The sequence below is a fragment of the Marinifilum sp. D714 genome (assembly GCF_030851345.1).
In the GTDB taxonomy this organism is placed as follows: Bacteria; Bacteroidota; Bacteroidia; order Bacteroidales; family Marinifilaceae; genus Marinifilum.
Genome location: NZ_JALPNU010000011.1, coordinates 18,927 through 38,691, shown reverse-complemented (window position 1 = coordinate 38,691; position 19,765 = coordinate 18,927). Strand labels below are relative to the sequence as shown.

At 41.0% G+C, this 19,765-nt stretch carries 12 protein-coding genes; 10 read left to right on the top strand and 2 right to left on the bottom strand.

Translation table 11 applies throughout. The features are described from left to right. Positions 1–7 precede the first annotated feature (7 nt). Genes M0051_RS11630 through M0051_RS11610 form a run of 5 tightly spaced genes read left to right on the top strand, consistent with a single transcriptional unit; the run spans position 8 to position 9,765 of the window. Entirely contained in the window at positions 8–1,177 is a 1,170-nt protein-coding gene (locus M0051_RS11630; RefSeq protein WP_306741704.1) for a sugar MFS transporter, read from the top strand. A gap of 27 nt (positions 1,178–1,204) precedes the next feature. After that, positions 1,205–3,553, top strand: a complete 2,349-nt coding sequence (locus tag M0051_RS11625; RefSeq protein WP_306741703.1) for a GH92 family glycosyl hydrolase — start codon at positions 1,205–1,207, stop codon at positions 3,551–3,553. Between the two features lie 11 nt (positions 3,554–3,564). After that, positions 3,565–4,857: a GH36-type glycosyl hydrolase domain-containing protein gene (locus M0051_RS11620; RefSeq protein WP_306741702.1), complete on the top strand. Its 1,293-nt coding sequence runs from the start codon at positions 3,565–3,567 to the stop codon at positions 4,855–4,857. A gap of 7 nt (positions 4,858–4,864) precedes the next feature. Then, positions 4,865–6,628 carry a class I mannose-6-phosphate isomerase gene (locus M0051_RS11615; RefSeq protein ID WP_306741701.1) on the top strand — a complete coding sequence of 588 codons (1,764 nt, stop codon included), beginning with the start codon at positions 4,865–4,867 and terminating at the stop codon, positions 6,626–6,628. An 11-nt stretch (positions 6,629–6,639) separates the two neighbouring features. Further along, the gene (locus M0051_RS11610) at positions 6,640–9,765 is read left to right on the top strand and encodes a GH92 family glycosyl hydrolase (RefSeq protein ID WP_306741700.1); all 3,126 of its coding nucleotides are present in this window, start codon (positions 6,640–6,642) and stop codon (positions 9,763–9,765) included. A 52-nt stretch (positions 9,766–9,817) separates the two neighbouring features. Here the strand turns inward: M0051_RS11610 and M0051_RS11605 are convergent, their stop codons facing one another. Together M0051_RS11605 and M0051_RS11600 are read right to left on the bottom strand one after the other, a co-directional pair. Beyond that, positions 9,818–10,660 carry a class I SAM-dependent methyltransferase gene (locus tag M0051_RS11605; RefSeq protein ID WP_306741699.1) on the bottom strand — a complete coding sequence of 281 codons (843 nt, stop codon included), beginning with the start codon at positions 10,658–10,660 and terminating at the stop codon, positions 9,818–9,820. Between the two features lie 280 nt (positions 10,661–10,940). Beyond that, positions 10,941–12,632 (bottom strand): Na/Pi cotransporter family protein, encoded by a 1,692-nt coding sequence (locus M0051_RS11600; protein WP_306741698.1) that lies wholly within the window; start codon positions 12,630–12,632, stop codon positions 10,941–10,943. 438 nt (positions 12,633–13,070) lie between these two features. Here M0051_RS11600 and M0051_RS11595 point away from each other — a divergent pair, with 438 nt between their 5' ends. From M0051_RS11595 to M0051_RS11575, 5 genes are all read left to right on the top strand, one after another. Continuing rightward, a complete protein-coding gene (locus tag M0051_RS11595; RefSeq protein ID WP_306741697.1) occupies positions 13,071–15,494 on the top strand; it encodes an RND family transporter in 2,424 nt (807 codons plus the stop codon). 109 nt (positions 15,495–15,603) lie between these two features. Further along, entirely contained in the window at positions 15,604–16,578 is a 975-nt protein-coding gene (locus M0051_RS11590) for a polyprenyl synthetase family protein (protein ID WP_306741696.1), read from the top strand. A gap of 94 nt (positions 16,579–16,672) precedes the next feature. Further along, positions 16,673–18,184: a F0F1 ATP synthase subunit beta gene (gene atpD, locus M0051_RS11585; protein WP_306741695.1), complete on the top strand. Its 1,512-nt coding sequence runs from the start codon at positions 16,673–16,675 to the stop codon at positions 18,182–18,184. 71 nt (positions 18,185–18,255) lie between these two features. Next, complete coding sequence (gene atpC / locus M0051_RS11580) at positions 18,256–18,495, top strand: ATP synthase F1 subunit epsilon (RefSeq protein WP_110362480.1); 240 nt, start codon at positions 18,256–18,258, stop codon at positions 18,493–18,495. A gap of 158 nt (positions 18,496–18,653) precedes the next feature. Beyond that, positions 18,654–19,691, top strand: a complete 1,038-nt coding sequence (locus M0051_RS11575) for a glycosyltransferase family 9 protein (RefSeq protein ID WP_306741694.1) — start codon at positions 18,654–18,656, stop codon at positions 19,689–19,691. The last annotated feature ends 74 nt before the right edge of the window (positions 19,692–19,765 follow it).

Genomic DNA, 19,765 nt, shown 5'->3' with positions numbered 1-19,765 from the left:
GACCCTTATGAACACATCTAAAACCAATACGATACTTCCAGTTCTTCTTTCCTTTTTCGTGGTCAGCTTTGTTGATCTGGTAGGAACTGGAGTAGATGAATTGAAGCAGAATTCCAATACGCCTGAATATCTCTTGCAATTAATACCTTTTGTGGCATTTATCTGGTTCTTCCTTTTGTCGGTGCCTGCAGGGATCTGGCAAGCTAAAATGGGGAAGAAGAAAGTGTTAAATGTTGCCATCCTGATTACTGTGATAGGATTATTTGTTCCTGTATTGGGTAACAATTTGCCTGTCATCCTTGTCGCATTCTCCTTATTGGGAGTGGGAAATACAATCATGCAGGTAGCCGCCAATCCTCTTTTGGTAGATGTGGTAGCAGAAGAGAAAGCCTCAAGCTATTTAAGCCTTTCACAGTTTATCAAATCCTTAGGGTCAATGATAGGACCTTTTGTGGCTGCGGTTATAGGTCCATTTCTGGCAAGTTTGTTCAACTATGAGGGAGAAGGCACCTGGAGATTTGGCTTGTACCTATTTGGCTTGATTTCCCTTTTATCATACCTGTGGTTATCCATGACTAAAATAGAGGAAAAGCCAGTAAGTGAGGATAAAGTGTCCATCTCATCCTGCTTTAAGCTTCTTTCTAATCGATACATTGCTCTAATGGTATTGGGAATTTTTGCCGTTGTGGGCATAGATGTGGCGCTGAATTCCAATATTGGCACCTTTTTACACCTGAAGATTGGAGTAGGAGAAGAGGCTGCCAAATATGGAAAATCAGTATACTTTTTCGCTAAAATGATAGGGACATTTGCCGGAGCAATCATCCTTATAAAGTGGGATGCCAAAAAGGTTTTAGGCATTTCAAGTATCCTGGCAATCCTTTCTGTTATTGCATTATCTATCACTTCAACTGAAATTCTGGCCTGGATTTTTGTTGGAATCATCAGCTTGGGTGTGTCCAATATTTTTCCTTTGATTTACTCCATTACAGTTCGCAACTATCCTCAAAGAGCAAATGAAATATCAGGCTTAATGATGATGGCCATTTCGGGAGGAGCCTTTTTCCCGTTTTTGGTTGGTCTGTCAATGGAATATCACCTAAATGGAGGACTCTGGTTAATTCTTGTACTCCTGGTCTTTATACTCTTTTTGAGAAGAATCTCACCTAGCAAATAATCAACATCACTTAAATCCTTGGGAAAAATGCACAAATCCATATGTTCAAACATTAGCACAAACCTGCAGCGTGTTTTACTAGTGCTGACGGTACTGTTTACGTCCTGTTCTTCTGGTGAAGACCTGGTAAAATACGTTAATCCAAATATTGGAACGGCACATAGCAGGTGGTTCTTTTACACTCCTGCGGCACTTCCTTTTGGAATGGCTAAGCCAGCACCTAGCACCAATGGTCATTACGGAAATAAGTGGGGCTGGGAAGCTGTAGGCTACGATGACAGGCATGAATCCATTGAAGGTTTTGCCAATGTGCATGAGTTTCAGTTGGGAGGAATTGTATTGATGCCAACCAATGGAAAACTACTTACAACAGCAGGAAAACTGGAACAACCGGATTTGGGTTACCGATCTCGCTTTTTGAAAGAGTCCGAAATAGCAAAGCCAGGGTATTATAAGGTTGATTTGGCAGATTACGGCATCAAAGCGGAGCTAACTTCGACCAAAAGAGTGGCCATTCATCGCTATACCTATCCAGCCCATAAAAAGGCAAACTTGTTGTTCGACATTGGAAACCGACAAGGCGAAAGTGGAGCGGTTGTGAATGCAGAAGTAAAAAGGGTGGATGACCATACCGTGGAAGGATGGGTAGAAACAGCCCCTGAATACGTGAAGAAATACCAAAAAGGATCAACGGTTAGCATGCACTTTGTTGCCAGGCTAAACAAAGCAATGAAAGAGTATGGAACATTTCAGGGCGATTCAATCTTTCCCAATCAGGATAGCATATCAGGAAAGGGAGCTGGATTGTACTTTTCATTTACTCCGGAAAAGCCTGAAAGCATAGAGGTGCAGGTGGCCTTGTCCTATACCTCAGTTCAAAATGCGTATGAGAATATGAAAGCCGAAAGCATGCCTTTTGCTAAAGCGAAAAAGGAGGCGAATCGCATCTGGAATACAGAACTGAATAAAATACAGGTGAAAGGGGATTCCGAGACTGACAAGACTAAATTCTATACCGGCCTGTATCATGCCTTGCTGGGCAGGGGATTGGCAAATGATGTGAATGGAGCCTATCCTAAAAACGACGGTACCATCGGACAGTTACCAATGAAAAGTGATGGAACTCCTCAATTTAGCTTCTACAATACCGATGCTGTTTGGGGCGCATTTTGGAACCTTACTCAACTGTGGACGTTGGCCTGGCCGGAATATTACAACGATTTTGTTCAAACTCATTTGCAGGTATACAAGGATACTGGTTGGTTTAGCGATGGCTTGGCCAATAGCAGGTATGTTTCTGGCGTGGGTACCAACTATGTGGGACTCATCATTGCTTCGGCATACAATTGTGGAATCAGAAATTACGATACCGATTTTGCTCTTCAGGCTGCTCTCAACAATGAATTGGGATGGGAAGGCCGACCTCTTGGTGCTGGGAAAATGGATGTGAAAAGTTTTGTGGAGAATGGCTTGATACCCCACCAGGAAGATTGGGGTGAGATACCCGAGGCGAGTGCATTTTCAGCATCTCATATACTGGAATACTCCTTCTCGGCTCATGCTGTTTCTCACTTTGCCAGCCAACTAAACAGAGGCAAGGAGGCAAATCAATTGAAGCAGCTGTCTCGTAGCTGGGAAAATATATTCGACTCTTCTACAGGTTTCATTCGACCAAAGGATGAAAAGGGGGAATTCATCTCCAATTTTGACCCTTTGGAACCCTGGCGGGGATTTCAGGAAGGAAATGCATGGCAATACAGCTTCTATGTTCCCCATGAGGCCCGGAAACTTGTAAGCAAGATTGGGAGAGAAAGATTCAATGAAAGGCTTGATTCTATCTTTCTAACATCCCGTAAGAACGGTTTTGGTGGGGGAAAAGAAATAAATGCCTTTGCAGGGGTAAAAACCATTTACAATCACGGGAACCAACCTAGTTTGTACATTCCCTGGTTATACAACTTCTCAGGGGAACCTGAAAAAACACAATACTGGACAAGAACCATTTGCAATGAGTTTTATGGAGCCGATCCCATCCATGGATATGGATACGGACAGGATGAGGATCAAGGACAGCTGGGGGCCTGGTACGTTATGGCTTCCATAGGCTTGTTTGATGTGGCTGGTCTGACGGGTGAAAATCCAGGCATGCAATTGGGGAGTCCTGCCTTCGATGAAATTAAAATCAAGCTAAATTCAGATTATTATCCTGGCAAATACATTCAGATTAAAGTGAAGAATAACACTCCTGAAAGCTTATTGGTGAAATCAGTAAAACTGAATGGGAAAGTATTGGAAAAACCGGAAGTCTCCTTTCAAGATCTGATAAAGGGAGCAAAGCTGGAGTTTGAAAAGAAGAATACAAACGAACTGTACTAAATGATATACGAATGAGAAAGTTAATGATTGTTCTGGCTGCAGTAAGCCTTTTGGTAAGCTGTAAGCCTGGCTCAGAAAAAAATGAGAAATTGAAGAAGTCGGTGATGGAAAATACTGACTTTAAGTTTGTGAAGCAGAAGGCTCTTGAGGTTGTGAAAACCGGGTTTAATGCAGGGGATGGCTATGGCGAAGTTTGGATTCGCGACTATGCGACCTTTATTGAACTGTCGGCAGAAGTATATCCGAAAGAGATTCTAAAGGAGAACTTACGAGTTTTCTTCCGCCTTCAGGGCAGCGACGGGAATATTATTGATGGCTTCATCCCCAAAGAAAAAGCCGTAAATGTTGAGGGGGGATACACATACATCTACAACGATTTGGAGCCAACTTACTGTGGTCACAAGAATACGGTGGAAACCGATCACGAGGCATCACTGGTGCAGGCGGTTTACAAGTACATTCAGAAAACGGGGGACAAAGACTTTCTCCAGGAACAAATTGGAGAGAAAAGTGTTCTTGACAGAATGGAGTGGTCCCTGGAATTTCTTTTATATCATCGTTGGAGCAATGAGCATGGCATGATTTGGGGAGCTACTACCTCCGATTGGGGCGATGTGCAGCATTGTCACCCTTGGGGCGTTTACATTACCGAGGATACCAAATATTGTCTTGATATCTACGACAATGCCATGTTCTTGATTGCCATAGGTGATCTTATGGAACTGGATGCATCCAAAAAGCAGAAGTGGCAAACGATTCACGATGAGTTGGCTAAAAATACCATGAAATACCTGTGGGACAATCAAAATCAGAAGTTCATTCCTCATGTCTACCTGGATGGTTCGCCTTTCCCAAAAGACTTTAATGAGAATGAGATCTTCTATCACGGGGGAACCGCCGTAGCCATTGAAGCTGGCTTGCTGAACAAAGATCAAATCAAAGTTTCCCTTGATAAAATGATTGCCAACGTGAAAGCTTCAGGTGCCGGATCCATTGGGCTGACCATGTATCCTCCTTATCCGGAAGGATTTTTTGAAAACAAGGGCATGTACCCTTATGGCTATCAGAATGGGGGAGACTGGACCTGGTTCGGAGGAAGAATGATTCAGCAATTGGTGAAATACGGATTTGTAGAGGAAGCCTACGAGCAATTGATTCCCATGACAAAGCGCGTGGTGGTGAATGATGGCTTTTATGAGTGGTATACCGAAAAGAATGAGCCAAAAGGCTCGGGAACCTTCCGTGGTTCGGCAGGAGTGTTGTACAAGGCGATTGAAATGTTGGAAGATGCAGTTGAAAAATAGAATGGAGATGGAGAACAAAAGAAAGTCAGATCAGTATTTGCTACCCCTTAAACAAAGTGAATCGGTAGTTGGGAAATACGATCTATATCCTTCCTTGCAAATGGAAGAGGGGAAGGTTTTTGTAGGGGTGGAAACATTGGCACAAGAGCTAAGCAATGAGAAAAACATTGTGATTGATGGTTATGTGGGTGTTTTCTTCGATAAGATAAGGGAGAAGCTGAACGATCAGTTCCTAAGCCTGGGAAAGAAGGTGAATTGGGTGCATGTTGATGAGGCCCTAAAGGCTGAAGCCGATATTGATAGGATGATAGAGCCTTTTCTGGGGGGAGACGATCCGATATTTGGAACCAAGGCGACCATTGATCTTGCAGACTTCTTCAATCAGGAGAAACTGGAGAACCTGCAGCAAGACTCCACCGCTGACCTGAATATCATCTATGGTTCGGGTGCTGCCCTGGCCAATTGGGAAGGAAAATTGCTGTACATCGACCTGCCAAAGAATGAGCTGCAATTTAGAGCCCGCGCACAGAGTATTACCAATTTGGGGGCTAGCAAAGCCCTGGAGAGCAAACCCATGTACAAACGCTTCTACTTTGTCGATTGGATCGTTCTGAACAAGCACAAGCAGGCGCTTCTGCCTAAGTTTGACATTGTAATTGATGAACAGCGCATCGATGAGGTGACCTGGATGAGGGGAGATGATTTGCGAGATGGCCTACGCGAGATGGCCAATAACATTTTCCGCGTTCGTCCGTGGTTCGAGCCTGGTGCCTGGGGAGGCCAATGGGTGATGGATAAGATTGACGGGCTGAACAAGGACGTGGTGAATTACGCCTGGTCTTTTGAGTTGATTGTACCTGAAAACGGCTTGTTGTTCGAAAGCAGTGGAAAACTTCTGGAGGTTTCCTTTGACTGTATCATGTTTCAGGAAACAGAAGCGGTCATGGGAAAACATTCACAGCAGTATGGCTTTGAGTTTCCCATTCGTTTCGACTTTCTGGATACATTCGATGGAGGAAACCTATCCATCCAATGTCATCCACAAACAGAATATATCAACAAGCATTTCGGCGAGAGCTTCACACAAGAGGAGACCTATTACATTCTGGATGCAGGAAAGGATGCCAAATGCTATTTGGGCTTTCAGGAAGAGATTGATCCGAAGGCATTCGAAAGCGATTTGCAATACAGCTATCAGAACAAAAAGGAGATTGATATCACCAAACATGTGCAGATTCACGATTCTAACAAGCATGACCTGTTCCTGATTCCTCCGGGAACCATTCACGGGTCGGGGATTGATAATTTGGTTCTTGAAATTAGTACCACTCCCTATATCTTTACCTTTAAGATGTATGATTGGTTGCGTGTAGATTTCGATGGCAAGCCTCGTCCGATTAATGTTGAACGTGGCATGAAAAACCTCTGCTTCGACAGAAAAGGGCAGTATGTGAAAGACAAATTGATCTCCCATCCGTTTTTATTGAACGAAGGAGCCGATTGGAAACACTATCATCTCCCGACTCACGAAAAACATACCTACGATGTTCATCGTTATCATTTGAACACTGAAGTGGATATCGAAACGGAGAACAGATGCAATGTCCTTTCTTTGGTGGAAGGGGAAAGTATTATTGTTGAGACACAGAACGGAATGCGACAGCGCTTTAATTATGCCGAAACCTTCGTAATTCCTGCTGCTGCGGGATCCTATAAAATCATTAATGAAAAAGAAGGTGAAATAATGGTGGTGAAAGCATTCATGAAATAAGTATTAGATCTATGAAGAAAATAGCCTTTTTTACCCTACTTGCAAGTTTGTTTATTAGTGCCTGTACCCAGGACAAGCAGATTCTTTGGCAATTGGGAGAAAACGACAATTCCTGTGCTGAGTTTGCCTTGGCTCCCGGCGGATATAAAGACTATATCGCCAATGATTTTGGTTGGGAAGACAAGTACTTCCTGATTGGAAAATCGGATGCAAAAAAGGATTGGCCATACATCATCCCGGGCATTAGCGATACCTGGGGTGGCACCTGGGGAACAGCCGGGTGGAGGTCCAGTACCCTGAACATCCTCTTTGGAATTGAAAGCCTTCCCAAGAGAGGGGATTGGAAACTGACAATAGATCTTCTGGATTGCAATTCGAAAGACTTGCCCCTTTTCAAGATCATCGTAAACGGTAAATCGTGGAAATACAACATCCCGGCAATCAACAAGAACTCTTCCATTGATACTTTGCCTGCAAATCCTTCGGAATACCTGATTGAAATACCTCTGCCTGCCGACCTTATCCGTAAAGGGGGGAACCAGATTAGCATGACGACCCTGCAGGGATCGTGGTTGAAGTTTGACCAGATTAAGCTGGAAGCTCCCGGGGATGCTACTTTGATAACGGATGATAAAGTGCACCTGAGAAGTGTGAAGGCAGCTGAGTATGAGCTAGACATCGAAGGAAAATCGTTCCAGCCCTTGCTGGTAGATGTGGAACACCTGCAGGAAACTCCCAAGTTGACCGTTATCCTTGATAATAAAGATATCTTTTCGGAGACTGTGGAACAGGGAAGGTACGAATTTGAAGCACCCATGCCTGCCGTGAAAACTCGCAAAGAGAGCCGCTACGAGATATGGGCCGATGGCGTTAAAATTCAGGAAGGGGAAGTGATACGTTCCGCCCAAAAGAAAAGAACACCTGCTGAATATGTAGATTCGAGAATGGGAAGCGGCCATTCCCGCTGGATGATTGCGCCTGGACCATGGATGCCATTTAGCATGGTGAAACTAAGTCCCGACAATCAGAACCCAAGCTGGCAGGCCGGATACGATCCCAACTTCGAGTCAATAGGATGTTTTAGCCATATCCACGAATGGACCATGGCAGGATTGGGAATCATGCCAACCAACGGCCCTCTGCAAATCAAGGTGGGCGACGAGAAAGATCCGGATAGCGGCTATCGTTCGAGAATCGACAAGGCAACGGAAACTTCGCGCATAGGCTACTACAGTGTTGACTTAACCGATTACAACATTCAGGCGGAGCTAACAGCTTCTACACGATGTGGCTTTCAACGATACACTTTTCCAGATTCTGATGGTGCAAGAATCTTAATTGACCTGCAGATTCCTTGTGAATACACCTATCAGAACAAGGAGATAGAGCTGAAGCAGGTGAGCGATTACAGAATTGAAGGCTTTAGCCACCAGTTAACGGAGAATACCTGGGCCGGAGGCATCGATCAGGAATACACCATTTACTATATGATTGAGTTCGATCAGCCCATTGGCAAGATGGGCACATGGATAAACGATGAAATTAGTAATGCAAAAGCCATTCATGGCAAAGATGTTAAGGATGCCGGTTGTTATGTGGAGTTTAGCACCAAGGAAAGCAATCAGGTGCAAGTGCGTACGGGGATTTCCTATGTGAGCATTGACAATGCCGCTGAGAATTTAAAGACCGAGGTTTCCAATCCTTTCGGTTGGGATTTCGATTCCCTAAGAGCTTATCATGTGTCTGAGTGGAATAAATTGCTGGAGCGAATCAAGATATCTAGCAACGACCAGCGCGAGAAGATGCGTTTTTACAACAACATGTATCGCTCATTGTGCAGCCGTAATATATTCAGTGATGTAAATGGAGAGTGGAGAGATGCAGGCGAAAAGGTACGAAAGATGGAGGATCCTTCTTCTCCTGCCTTGGGTTGCGATGCATTTTGGAACACCTTCTGGAACCTGAACCAGTTCTGGAACCTGGTGACTCCCGAGTGGACCAATCGTTGGGTGAAATCGCAACTGGCCATGTACGATTCCAACGGATGGCTGGCAAAAGGTCCTGCCGGAATGGAATATGTTCCGGTAATGGTGGCAGAGCACGAAATTCCATTGATTGTTGGTGCCTACCAAATGGGAATTCGCGATTACGACGTAGAAAAAGCTTACGAGGCGGTTCGCAAGATGCAAACAACTCCTGCCCAAAAAGTAGGGGGTGGATTTGCCGGGAACCGTGACCTGGTGAGCTATCTGAAATATGGCTACGTGCCCTACGACAAGGGACGATTTTCCAATTCACTGGAGTACTCCTACGACGACTGGACGGTTTCACAGTTTGCCAAGGCCTTGGGTAAGAAGGCAGATTACAAGAAGTTCCTGTCGCGAGGCTATTACTGGAAGAACATTATTGATCCAGACATGGGCTTTGCCAGAATGAAAGATTCGAAAGGGAAATGGTTTCCCGATTTCGATCCTTACAAATCAGGAGCCAACCACCACTATGTGGAAGGAAACTCATGGCAGCTAAGCTTTTTCGTTCCCCAGGATGTTCCTGCTTTGGCAAAAGCCATTGGCAAGGATCGCTTTGTGGAGCGATTGGATTGGGGATTTGGCGAAAGCTATAAAACCAGGTTCAACGGAATGAACGACCTGTATTGGAACTATCCCGTTGTACAGGGAAATCAGCAATCCATGCACTTTGCCTTCCTTTTTAACTGGGTGCAAAAGCCTTGGCTAACGCAGAAGTGGAGTAGGGCCATCATCGATCGTTATTACGGTTACGGCGTTGCCAATGCCTATCTGGGCGATGAGGATCAGGGACAGATGAGCGCCTGGTTCATCATGGCATCTCTTGGCCTGTTCCAAACCGATGGGGGCTGTCGCGTCGATCCTGTCTATGAAATTGCCAGTCCGCTCTACAAGAAGGTGGAAATAGATTTAGGCAAACAGTTTGGCAGGGGAGAAAAGTTCGTGATTGAAGCAAAGAACACCTCCCGCCTGAACAAATATGTGCAGTCGGCAAAACTCAATGGCAAGCGCCTGCAAGACTTTAAATTTCCTGCCAGCGAATTACACAAAGGAGGAAAGCTAGAGCTTGAAATGGGCCCTGAGCCAAATAAAAAGTGGGGTGTGCAGTAAGACAAAAAGAATGGGATGTCAATTGAATATTGACATCCCTTATTTTTAGCAATTATTCCTTACTGCCTGCAATTACAAAACTAATATTGTTTCCTAACCAACAATCTCCTTCAGGTAATACCTTATCCGAGCTTTCCAGAATTTTGAATCCATTTCTATCAAGCAACTTCTCCATGTCACTCATGCTAAAATAGTGAGTCCAGAATCGATACACTTTTGGAGTTTTATTTTCCTGTATTACAGTGTGCTGAAACAACAATACTTTCTTTTCAGGATAATGAAAAGGTTCCGATAGGCATAAGTATGGCTTAGGACTCCAAAATCCTTGCTCAACTGCTTCCCAGTTTTTTGCTCCAACCTTCTGATCAAGATTGCGATCGTTATTAAAATCAAATGCAAATACACCTCCAGGTTTAAGTGCTTTTTTGATTTTTGCCAACAACAATTCTTGTTCTTCAGGAAGAAGAATACAAAAATCAGTATAAATTAAAATAATTATATCAAAGAGATTCTCATATTCAATTTCCAGATAGTTTTGGCAGATGTAATTAATTTGATTCTTTTTAATTTTCACCTGCTCCTTTGCATAACGGATAGAATTCTCAGAAAAATCAATACCTGTCACCTTGTGTCCACGTTTCACCAGTTCTTCGGCATAAAGTCCCGGACCACAGCCCAAATCAAGAATGTTTAGTTGAGAATCTGAGTTAAAATCAAGAATCCAATCCAAGCTGGCCTGAATTGAATCAGGTTTTCTGCTAGCTAAATTGATTTCCGGATTTAGATGTATCTCAAGGAGATTTTTTGAAATATAAGGATCTGTCCACATTTGATGGCTTCCTTTTTCAAATACTTTAGGGCGATTGCTTAGCGCTATAATATTGGTAATGTCCATATCATTAACATTTGAATGCAACAATTCTATTGCGTTTTCTTTTTGAAATTATAATTGAAATTTTAAATGAATTGGGGATACTTATAGGTACACCAAAACTGTTTGGTGAGTCCCCAATTAACTTTTCAGGACGAAAAGTTCTCTGATATGATACTAAAGAGCCATAAGTACGGCAAATGTAAGGATTTTTGGTCGTAAACAAAATTTAGATCTGAATTTGAAATAAAAAAATCCCCATCCAATTAGGATGAGGATTCTTAATATCTAAAGAAGTAAAAATTTATTTTACTTCACTCATTGCTTCACTTACGTTGATACAATAGTCACCTACTTTTTCACATTCGCAGAACATGTCGTTGTAGATGATACCTGCCTGAATCTTGTACTTGTTCTCTTCAACACTGATCAAGTGTTCAGCCTTTAAAGCATTTCTGAAATCGTTGATTTCACGCTCAATTTCCCAGGCTTTCTTCACGTTAACTTCTGAGAAATCTTTTTTGGTATTCTCAAGCATCATGTCCAAAGCATGGTCAACCAAATCGAACATCTTATTGATATTATCGCGTAATTCTTGTGGGAACCATGCTTTTTGTTCACGCTTGCGTTTCATTGCTTTTGCAAGGTTTAGTGCAGAATCACCAACACTTTCAATATCACTAACCATTTTAAAGTAAGCACGTACGCGTTCAGAGTTCTCTTTGCTTAAGCGAGTTTCCGAAACCGAAGTCAGGAAGTTTGCAATTTCTACCTCCATATCATCACTTTCGTCCTCACGCTGATTGATCTTATCGAATAATTTGTTGAAAGATTTATCGTTGGTTTCGTTAAAAGCCTGTTTTGCGTAACCGAACATCTTTTTCGTACTCTTGGCATAGGTGCTAATTTCTTTTTTAGCAAGGAATAGGTTCGCTTCAGGAGTAGATAAAGTTCCGGTTTTGATGTGCTGCAGTTTAAATTCTTCTTCAACATCTTCGCGTACAGGAACCAAGGTAGTTACTACTTTTACAATGAACCTGGCAAACCAGATCATTACCAGTACATTCAGGATATTAAAACCTGTATGGAATAATGATAAAGTTACCGGTACAGCTGCGGCATCGGTAAATGCATCGCCTTGACCAAAGAAGTTTTGACTCACCCAAGCTGTTGCATCTAAAAAATAAGGCAGTACCATTAACATCCAAAGTACACCAATAGAGTTAAAGATAAGGTGGGCACGAGCAGCTCGTTTGGCTGATGTATTGGCAATCATGGCTGCAAGGTTAGCGGTAATGGTTGTACCAATGTTTTCACCCAATACCATTGCGGCTGCAATTTCGAAACTAATCCATCCCGAATTACACATTACCAAAGTAAGTGCCATGGTAGCCGATGAAGACTGAATCAAAATGGTTAGCAATGTACCAATACTCATAAACAAAAGGGTAGAGGCAAAGCCCATATCAGTATAATTAGTCAGAAATGTAAGGATTTCAGGATTGTTCTTGATATCAGGCATAGATGTTTTCAAGAACTGTAGTCCAATAAATAACAGAGCGAATCCCATGATTAACTCACCCCAATTCTTTTTACTACGATTTTGAGAGAATAAGAATGGTAGACCCAAACCAATTAATGGCAGTGAAATGGCACTCATGCTTACTTTAAACCCAAGAATGGAGATCAACCAAGCGGTTACGGTAGTACCAATGTTGGCTCCCATAATTACACCAACCGATTCAACTAGTGAAAGCAATCCAGCATTCACAAAACTTACGACCATTACTGTAGTTGCCGATGATGATTGAATTAAAGCTGTAATCAGAATTCCGGTGAACACACCTTTCACCCTGTTTGAAGTCATAGCTGCGAGAATCGATCTCATTTTATCTCCAGCTACTTTTTGAAGAGCCTCACTCATTAGTTTCATTCCATAAAGGAACAATCCGAGAGAACCAATAAGCCTTAAAATATCGGCTAATCCATAATCCATAATAGACTAATTTTGTTTGTTTTCAATTTGTTAGTTTGATAAGGTGGGCAAAAGTAAAACTTTTTCAATGTAAAGCAAATGTTAAAAAATAGAAAAATAAACGTTAAGGCAGTAATTAGATTCGTTCGATTTAAGGATTTTTACGCACCGATATCATGCAGTATATCAGTAATGTATAGGAGATATCCGAGTTTATGAGTAAACAAACTCACAGATTAGTTAACAATAATCAAAAGAAGAATTGATATGAATGATACTATTTTATAATTAATGATTTAAATGCCAGAAGGTTTGGTGCTTTTTCCTTAATTTTATGTCATTGCCTTAAATGATAAAGCTAAAGAGGACTTGATGGGATTGTGTATCTCTTTTGAAAAAATGATTTTAAGTCGTATTTTCGCCGAACTCTTGAAGAAACAGGGAAATAAATAAAATAGTATGTGGAATAGGATTGCAGGATTAATTCTGAGAAATAGAATTTTACTTTTGGTGGTAGTTGGGCTGGTAACTTCATTTATGGCTTATAAGGCTCAGTTTGTTGAGATGTCCTATACCTATGCGGCCTTACTTCCCGATGATGATCCTGCATCCATCGAATATGAAAAGTTTAGAAACACTTTTGGGCAGGAAGGAAATGTGATGTTTTTTGCCGTGCAAGATCCTGATTTTTATGAGTTGGATAAATTCAACGATTGGATTGCACTTGGTGATAGCCTTGGTTCTTTAGATGGTATCGATGCGGTGGTATCCATTGCACATACCTGGAATATCAATAAGAATAAGAAGGAGAAACGCTTCGAGTTTGGAACCATATTTCCTCACAAGGTAAAAACCCAAGCCGAGCTGGATAGTTTGGCTGCAGTAGCTGAATCGTTGCCATTTTACCATGGAAGCTTAATTAACAAAGAAAGTAACACCTACCTTATGGGCATTACGGTTAATGCAAAAATCATTAACTCAAAGGCTCGTGAGCCAATGGTGGCCAAAGTTCGTGAAATTACCGATGCTTTTACCGAGAAGTACGGACTGAACATGAAATATTCAGGTTTGCCATACATTCGAGTGGTAACTGCTCAAATGATTAAAGGGGAGATGAACATGTTCATTTATCTTTCACTTTTGGTAACGGCTATTATTTTGTTCATGTTCTTCCGATCGTTTAAAGTAGTGTTTTTCTGTATGCTTGTGGTTGGTCTAAGTGTAATTTGGGCGGTAGGTTCCATGGTTCTGTTCGATTACAAAATTACTTTGCTTACTGCGATGCTTCCTCCGCTTTTGGTAGTAATTGGAATACCGAATTCGGTTTTTCTGATTAACAAATATCATGGAGAGTACATCCGTCACAATAACAAGATAAAGGCACTGCAAAGGGTAGTTGCAAAAATTGGTAATGCAACCTTTCTTACCAACCTAACAACTGCATCGGGCTTTGCAACATTTATTGTCACTTCAAGTCAGATTTTAAAAGAGTTTGGGGTAATTGCCGCTTTAAATATCATGGTGGTATTTGTTCTATCGCTACTATTGATTCCTATTATTTTTAGTTTTTTGGCTCCGCCAGATCAAAAAGCTACAAAGCATCTCGACAATAAGCTAACGGTTTGGTTCGTGGCCAGATTAGAAAAAATTGTGTTGAATCACAGGAGTTTGGTTTATACCATTGCCATTACACTTTTGGTTCTTGGTGGATTTGGCATTAGCAAAATGAAGAGTACAGGTTATATGGTAGATGACTTGCCACATGATAACGAAATTTATCAGGATCTTAAGTTCTTAGAAAACAATATGGATGGTATCATGCCATTAGAAGTAATGGTCGAAACCAAGAAAAAAGCAGGTGTACTAAAAACTTCAACTTTACGACGTTTAAATAAGCTGAATGACTCTTTAAGCGCTTATCCCGAAATATCAGGATCTGTATCGGTAGTAGAAGCTGCAAAGTTTGCCAACCAGGCTTATTTTAACGGAAAAGAGAAATACTATAAATTGCCAAGTAACCAAACCAAGGATATCATTCTTTCCTACTTGGCAAAGGCCGAAACAGGTGCCGATTCAAAAGTATTGGAAACGTTCGTTGATTCTACTCAATCTGTCACCAGAATGAGTTTTAGAATGAAAGATATCGGAACAACCAGAATGGCCGAAATGGAGAAAACCATATTAGGACATGTGGATGAGATCTTCCCAAAAGACAAATACACGGTGCATGTAACCGGATCGAGCATTGTCTTTTTTAAGGGAACACAATACCTAATCAAAAACTTATTTTTGAGTTTGGCTTTGGCCATTTTCTTGATTGCTTCTTTCATGGCCTGGATGTTCTCCTCGAAACGAATGGTTATGGTAGCCTTAATACCAAATCTATTGCCATTGATCGTTACTGCAGCTCTAATGGGTTATTTTGGTATTCCTATTAAAGCATCTACCATATTGGTATTTAGTATTGCCTTTGGGATTTCGGTGGACGATACCATTCACTATCTTGCAAAATATCGCCAGGAACTAAAAGCAACCAATTGGAGCATTCGTTCATCGGTGGTTTTGGCTTTGCGCGAAACGGGCCAAAGTATGATGTACACCTCAATTATCCTTTTCTTTGGATTTAGCATTTTCGCATTGTCTGAGTTTGGTGGAACCGTATCATTGGGCGTTTTGGTTTCTATAACATTGCTTTCTGCAATGCTTTCAAATTTGGTGTTATTGCCATCCTTGTTGCTAACTCTTGAAAAAGCAATTACCAACCGTTCGTTCAAGGAACCACTTCTTCAAATTTTTGATGAGGAAGAAGATATTGAATTGGGCGATCTTCGAATTGCTGTAATCGAAAATAAAGAAGAGGAAAAAGAATCAGCGGCTAGTTAACATGAGTTCGATATAAGTTTCTATGGATAAAATTTTACGTCGACCTCATGTTAGTTATTTTTTATATTTTAGTGAGCTGTAAAAATTACACACTAAACTTATAGCTCACATGTATAGTTTCAAAGAACTCCAGGATGTAGTGCAGAAAGAAATTGATGGACTGGAGTTTTCTACACCACCAGAAGGATTGTTCGAACCCATGAAGTACATTCTTGGGATTGGTGGCAAGCGCCTTCGTCCTATTTTGGTATTGCTTAGTGCCAATTTATTTAAAGAAGATTTAAAGAAAATTTATCTGCCGGCCATTGGAATAGAGGTATTTCACAATTTTACCCTATTGCACGATGACGTAATGGATAATGCGCCAATTCGTAGAAGCAAAGCTACAGTTCACGAAAAGTGGAACAGTAATGTTGCAATTCTTTCTGGTGATGCCATGTCTATCAAGGCATATCAATACATTGTAAGTTGTGAAGATCGCCACTTGCGTGATGTACTTACCGTGTTTAACCAAACAGCTCTTGAGGTTTGTGAAGGACAACAGTTCGATATGGAATTCGAGGACAGAAGGGATGTGCAGATTGATGAGTATTTGGAAATGATTCGTCTGAAAACCGCAGTTCTTCTTGGAGGAAGCTTAAAAATGGGAGCGGTAATGGGCGATGCTGATGCCAAAGATGCTGAGTTGCTTTATCATTTTGGAGTTAACTTGGGTATGGCTTTTCAATTGCAGGATGATTATCTGGATGTTTTTGGCAATGAAGAAGTATTCGGTAAGAAGATTGGAGGAGATATTCTTTGCAACAAAAAGACTTTTCTGCTGATTAAAGCGTTTGAGTTGGCAAAAGGTGATGATAAAAAGGAATTGGAAGGATGGATTTCGGCAAAAGATTTTAATCCGGAAGAAAAAATTAATGCCGTTAGAGCCATATACGAAAAACTAAAGGTGAAAGACAAATCGCAAGCGAAGATCGATGAGTATTTTAGCCTTTGTTTAGAGTATTTGGATAAGGTGAATGTTCCAGCCGAAAAGAAAAAGGAATTGTACTCTTTGGTGAAGAAATTAGTAAATCGTTCCGTTTAAGAGTGTTAAAATTTAAGATAAGATTCTCCTTTATTCGCAAAAAATTTTAAATTTGTCATCACGCGATAATAATGATCCAAAAATTTAATAGTAAATGTCACAAAATACAGGCAAAATTGTACAGGTAATCGGACCTGTAATCGATGTAAGTTTTGAGAAGGAAGGCACTAAGCTTCCTGAGATTTACGATTCTCTTGAGGTCGTGATGGAAAACGGTAAAAATTTGGTGGTTGAATGTCAACAGCACATTGGTGAAAATACTGTGCGTGCAATTGCAATGGATTCAACGGATGGTTTACGCCGTGGAATGGATGTAATTGCTACAGGTTCTCCTATAATTATGCCTGCCGGTGATAAAATCAAAGGTAGACTTTTGAATGTTGTTGGTGAAACCATCGATGGTATTGATGCAGTAGATAAAGAGGGTGGATATCCTATTCACAGAACTCCTCCTGCTTTTGATGAATTGAGTACCGAATCAGAAGTTTTCTATACAGGTATTAAAGTAATCGACTTGATTGAGCCATATGCAAAAGGAGGTAAGATTGGTTTGTTCGGTGGAGCTGGTGTAGGTAAAACCGTATTGATTCAGGAGCTAATCAACAACATCGCAATTGGTCAGGATGGTTTGTCTGTTTTCGCAGGAGTAGGAGAACGTACTCGTGAGGGAAATGACTTGCTTCGTGAAATGATCGAATCGAAAGTAATCCGTTATGGAGATGAATTCGAAGAAGACATGGAAAAAGGTGGATGGGACCTTTCTAAAGTAGATAAAGAAGCTTTGGATAAGTCGCAGGTATCACTGGTTTTCGGTCAGATGAACGAACCTCCTGGAGCTCGTGCTCGTGTTGCATTGTCTGGACTAACAGTAGCAGAAAGTTTGCGTGATGGTGATGAAAAATCAGGCGGTCGCGATATTCTTTTCTTCGTTGATAATATTTTCCGTTTTACCCAGGCAGGTTCTGAGGTATCAGCACTTCTTGGTCGTATGCCTTCAGCAGTAGGTTACCAGCCAACTCTTTCAACAGAGATGGGTATCATGCAGGAGCGTATTACTTCAACCAAGCGAGGATCGATTACATCGGTACAGGCGGTTTATGTACCAGCCGATGACTTGACTGACCCTGCGCCGGCAACAACATTTGCTCACTTGGATGCTACAACGGTATTGAATCGTAAGATTGCGGAGTTGGGTATTTATCCAGCGGTGGATCCATTGGATTCTACATCTCGAATTCTTACTCCAGACGTTGTAGGGGATGCTCACTATTCTTGTGCACAAAAAGTTAAAGAGATTCTTCAGCGTTACAAAGAGCTTCAAGATATTATTGCAATTCTGGGTATGGAAGAACTTTCGGAAGATGACAAATTGGTAGTACACCGTGCTCGTCGTGTTCAAAGATTCTTATCACAGCCATTCCACGTTGCAGAGCAGTTTACTGGTTTGAAAGGTTGTTTGGTATCAATCGAAGATACAATCAAAGGTTTCAACATGATTATGGATGGTGAAGTGGATAAATATCCGGAAGCAGCATTTAACCTTGTAGGAACAATTGAAGAAGCAATTGAGAAAGGTGAGAAATTACTAGCTGAAGCAGAAGCTTAAACTAATGATGAATTATTAATTATTAATGATTCGTGGCGTTGAACATTGATCATTAAGCATTAAACATTAATATGCATTTAGAAATAGTAACACCAGAAAAAAGTCTTTATTCAGGCGAAGTTGTTTTGGTTCAGCTTCCCGGAAAGGATGGATCTTTCGAAATACTGAAAAATCACGCTCCAATTGTATCCACTCTGGAAAAAGGGACGATCAAATTGAGACCATATGAAGGAGATGATATTTTCTTCGAGATTGGTGGAGGAGTCGTTGAATGCAAGAAGAATGTAATTTCAGTATTGGCAGATAGTTAAGATTAAAGCTTAATTGTAAATTATATATGAAAGCTCGGATATATTCCGGGCTTTCCTTTTTTAGTTCAACACTGATAATTATTTTTGCAATCGTTCAGTAGATTAGAAGCACATCTACTTTTACTGAATTAAATTTCATCAAACTTTTTCTTAAAAAGATGCCAAAAAAATTCCTGATTATTCGATTTAGCTCCATTGGAGATATTATTCAATGTATGACTGCCGTTGATGGGATCTTAAATCATTATCCCGATGCCGAAATCCATTGGATTGCAAGAAAAGATATGTCCTCTTTTTTAGCCATGGATCAACGAATTCATAAGGTTTGGGGGTTTGATCGTAAAAAGGGATTTAAAGGCTTATTAGAGCAGGCAAAGCAGCTTAAACAGGAAAAGTTCGACTATGTGTATGATGCGCATTCAAATATTCGTTCTATTGTTTTAAAAACCGTTTTGGTTCCTCGTTGGAAACGTTGGTTTGGAGTAGGTCCAAAATTCACGATGAGGAGCAAGGACCGAATCAAAAGAATCTTACTATTCAAATTCAGAATTGATCGTTTCCCTATGCCATTTAAGGGGATGCTCTCATTTCGTAAGCCATTGGAAAAATGGGGAATTAAGGATTATTCCAAGGTGAATGAAGATTGGTACTTTCCTGAGGAATTGAAAGAAAAAATAGATCAGCAAGTTTTTGAGAACCTTAAAGGTGAGAAAGCGAAATTGGTAACTTTAGTACCTTCCGCAGCATGGCAAATGAAGCGCTGGCCTGTGTCTCACTGGCAAAAATTGGTGGATTTACTTCCTGATTATCATTTTATGATTCTTGCTGGTCCGGATGATGTGTTCTGCAAGGAAATAGAGGATGTTGCTCCAGAACGAGTGCTAAATTTGAGTGGAAAAACCAATTTATTGGAATCCTGCTACCTGGTTCAAAAATCAAACTTGGTAATCTCTGGAGATACTGGATTCTTGCATGCCGCAGATAAATTTAAAATACCAGCTCTTTCCTTAATGGGGCCAACCGCATTTGGTTTTACAACAGGAGATCACATTAAAACCCTTGAAGTGGATATGAAATGTCGCCCATGTACAAAGGATGGATCAGGCAAATGTAAGATGAATATTTACCAGCAATGTATGGTTGATATTACTCCCAAGTGGCTTGCTGATGAGGTAAAAATGTTAATGGAATCTTAAAATCAGACTAATAAGTATTTTAATTTTTCCTACTTCGTGTTTTTAATGATATCTTGTACACTATTATCAATATC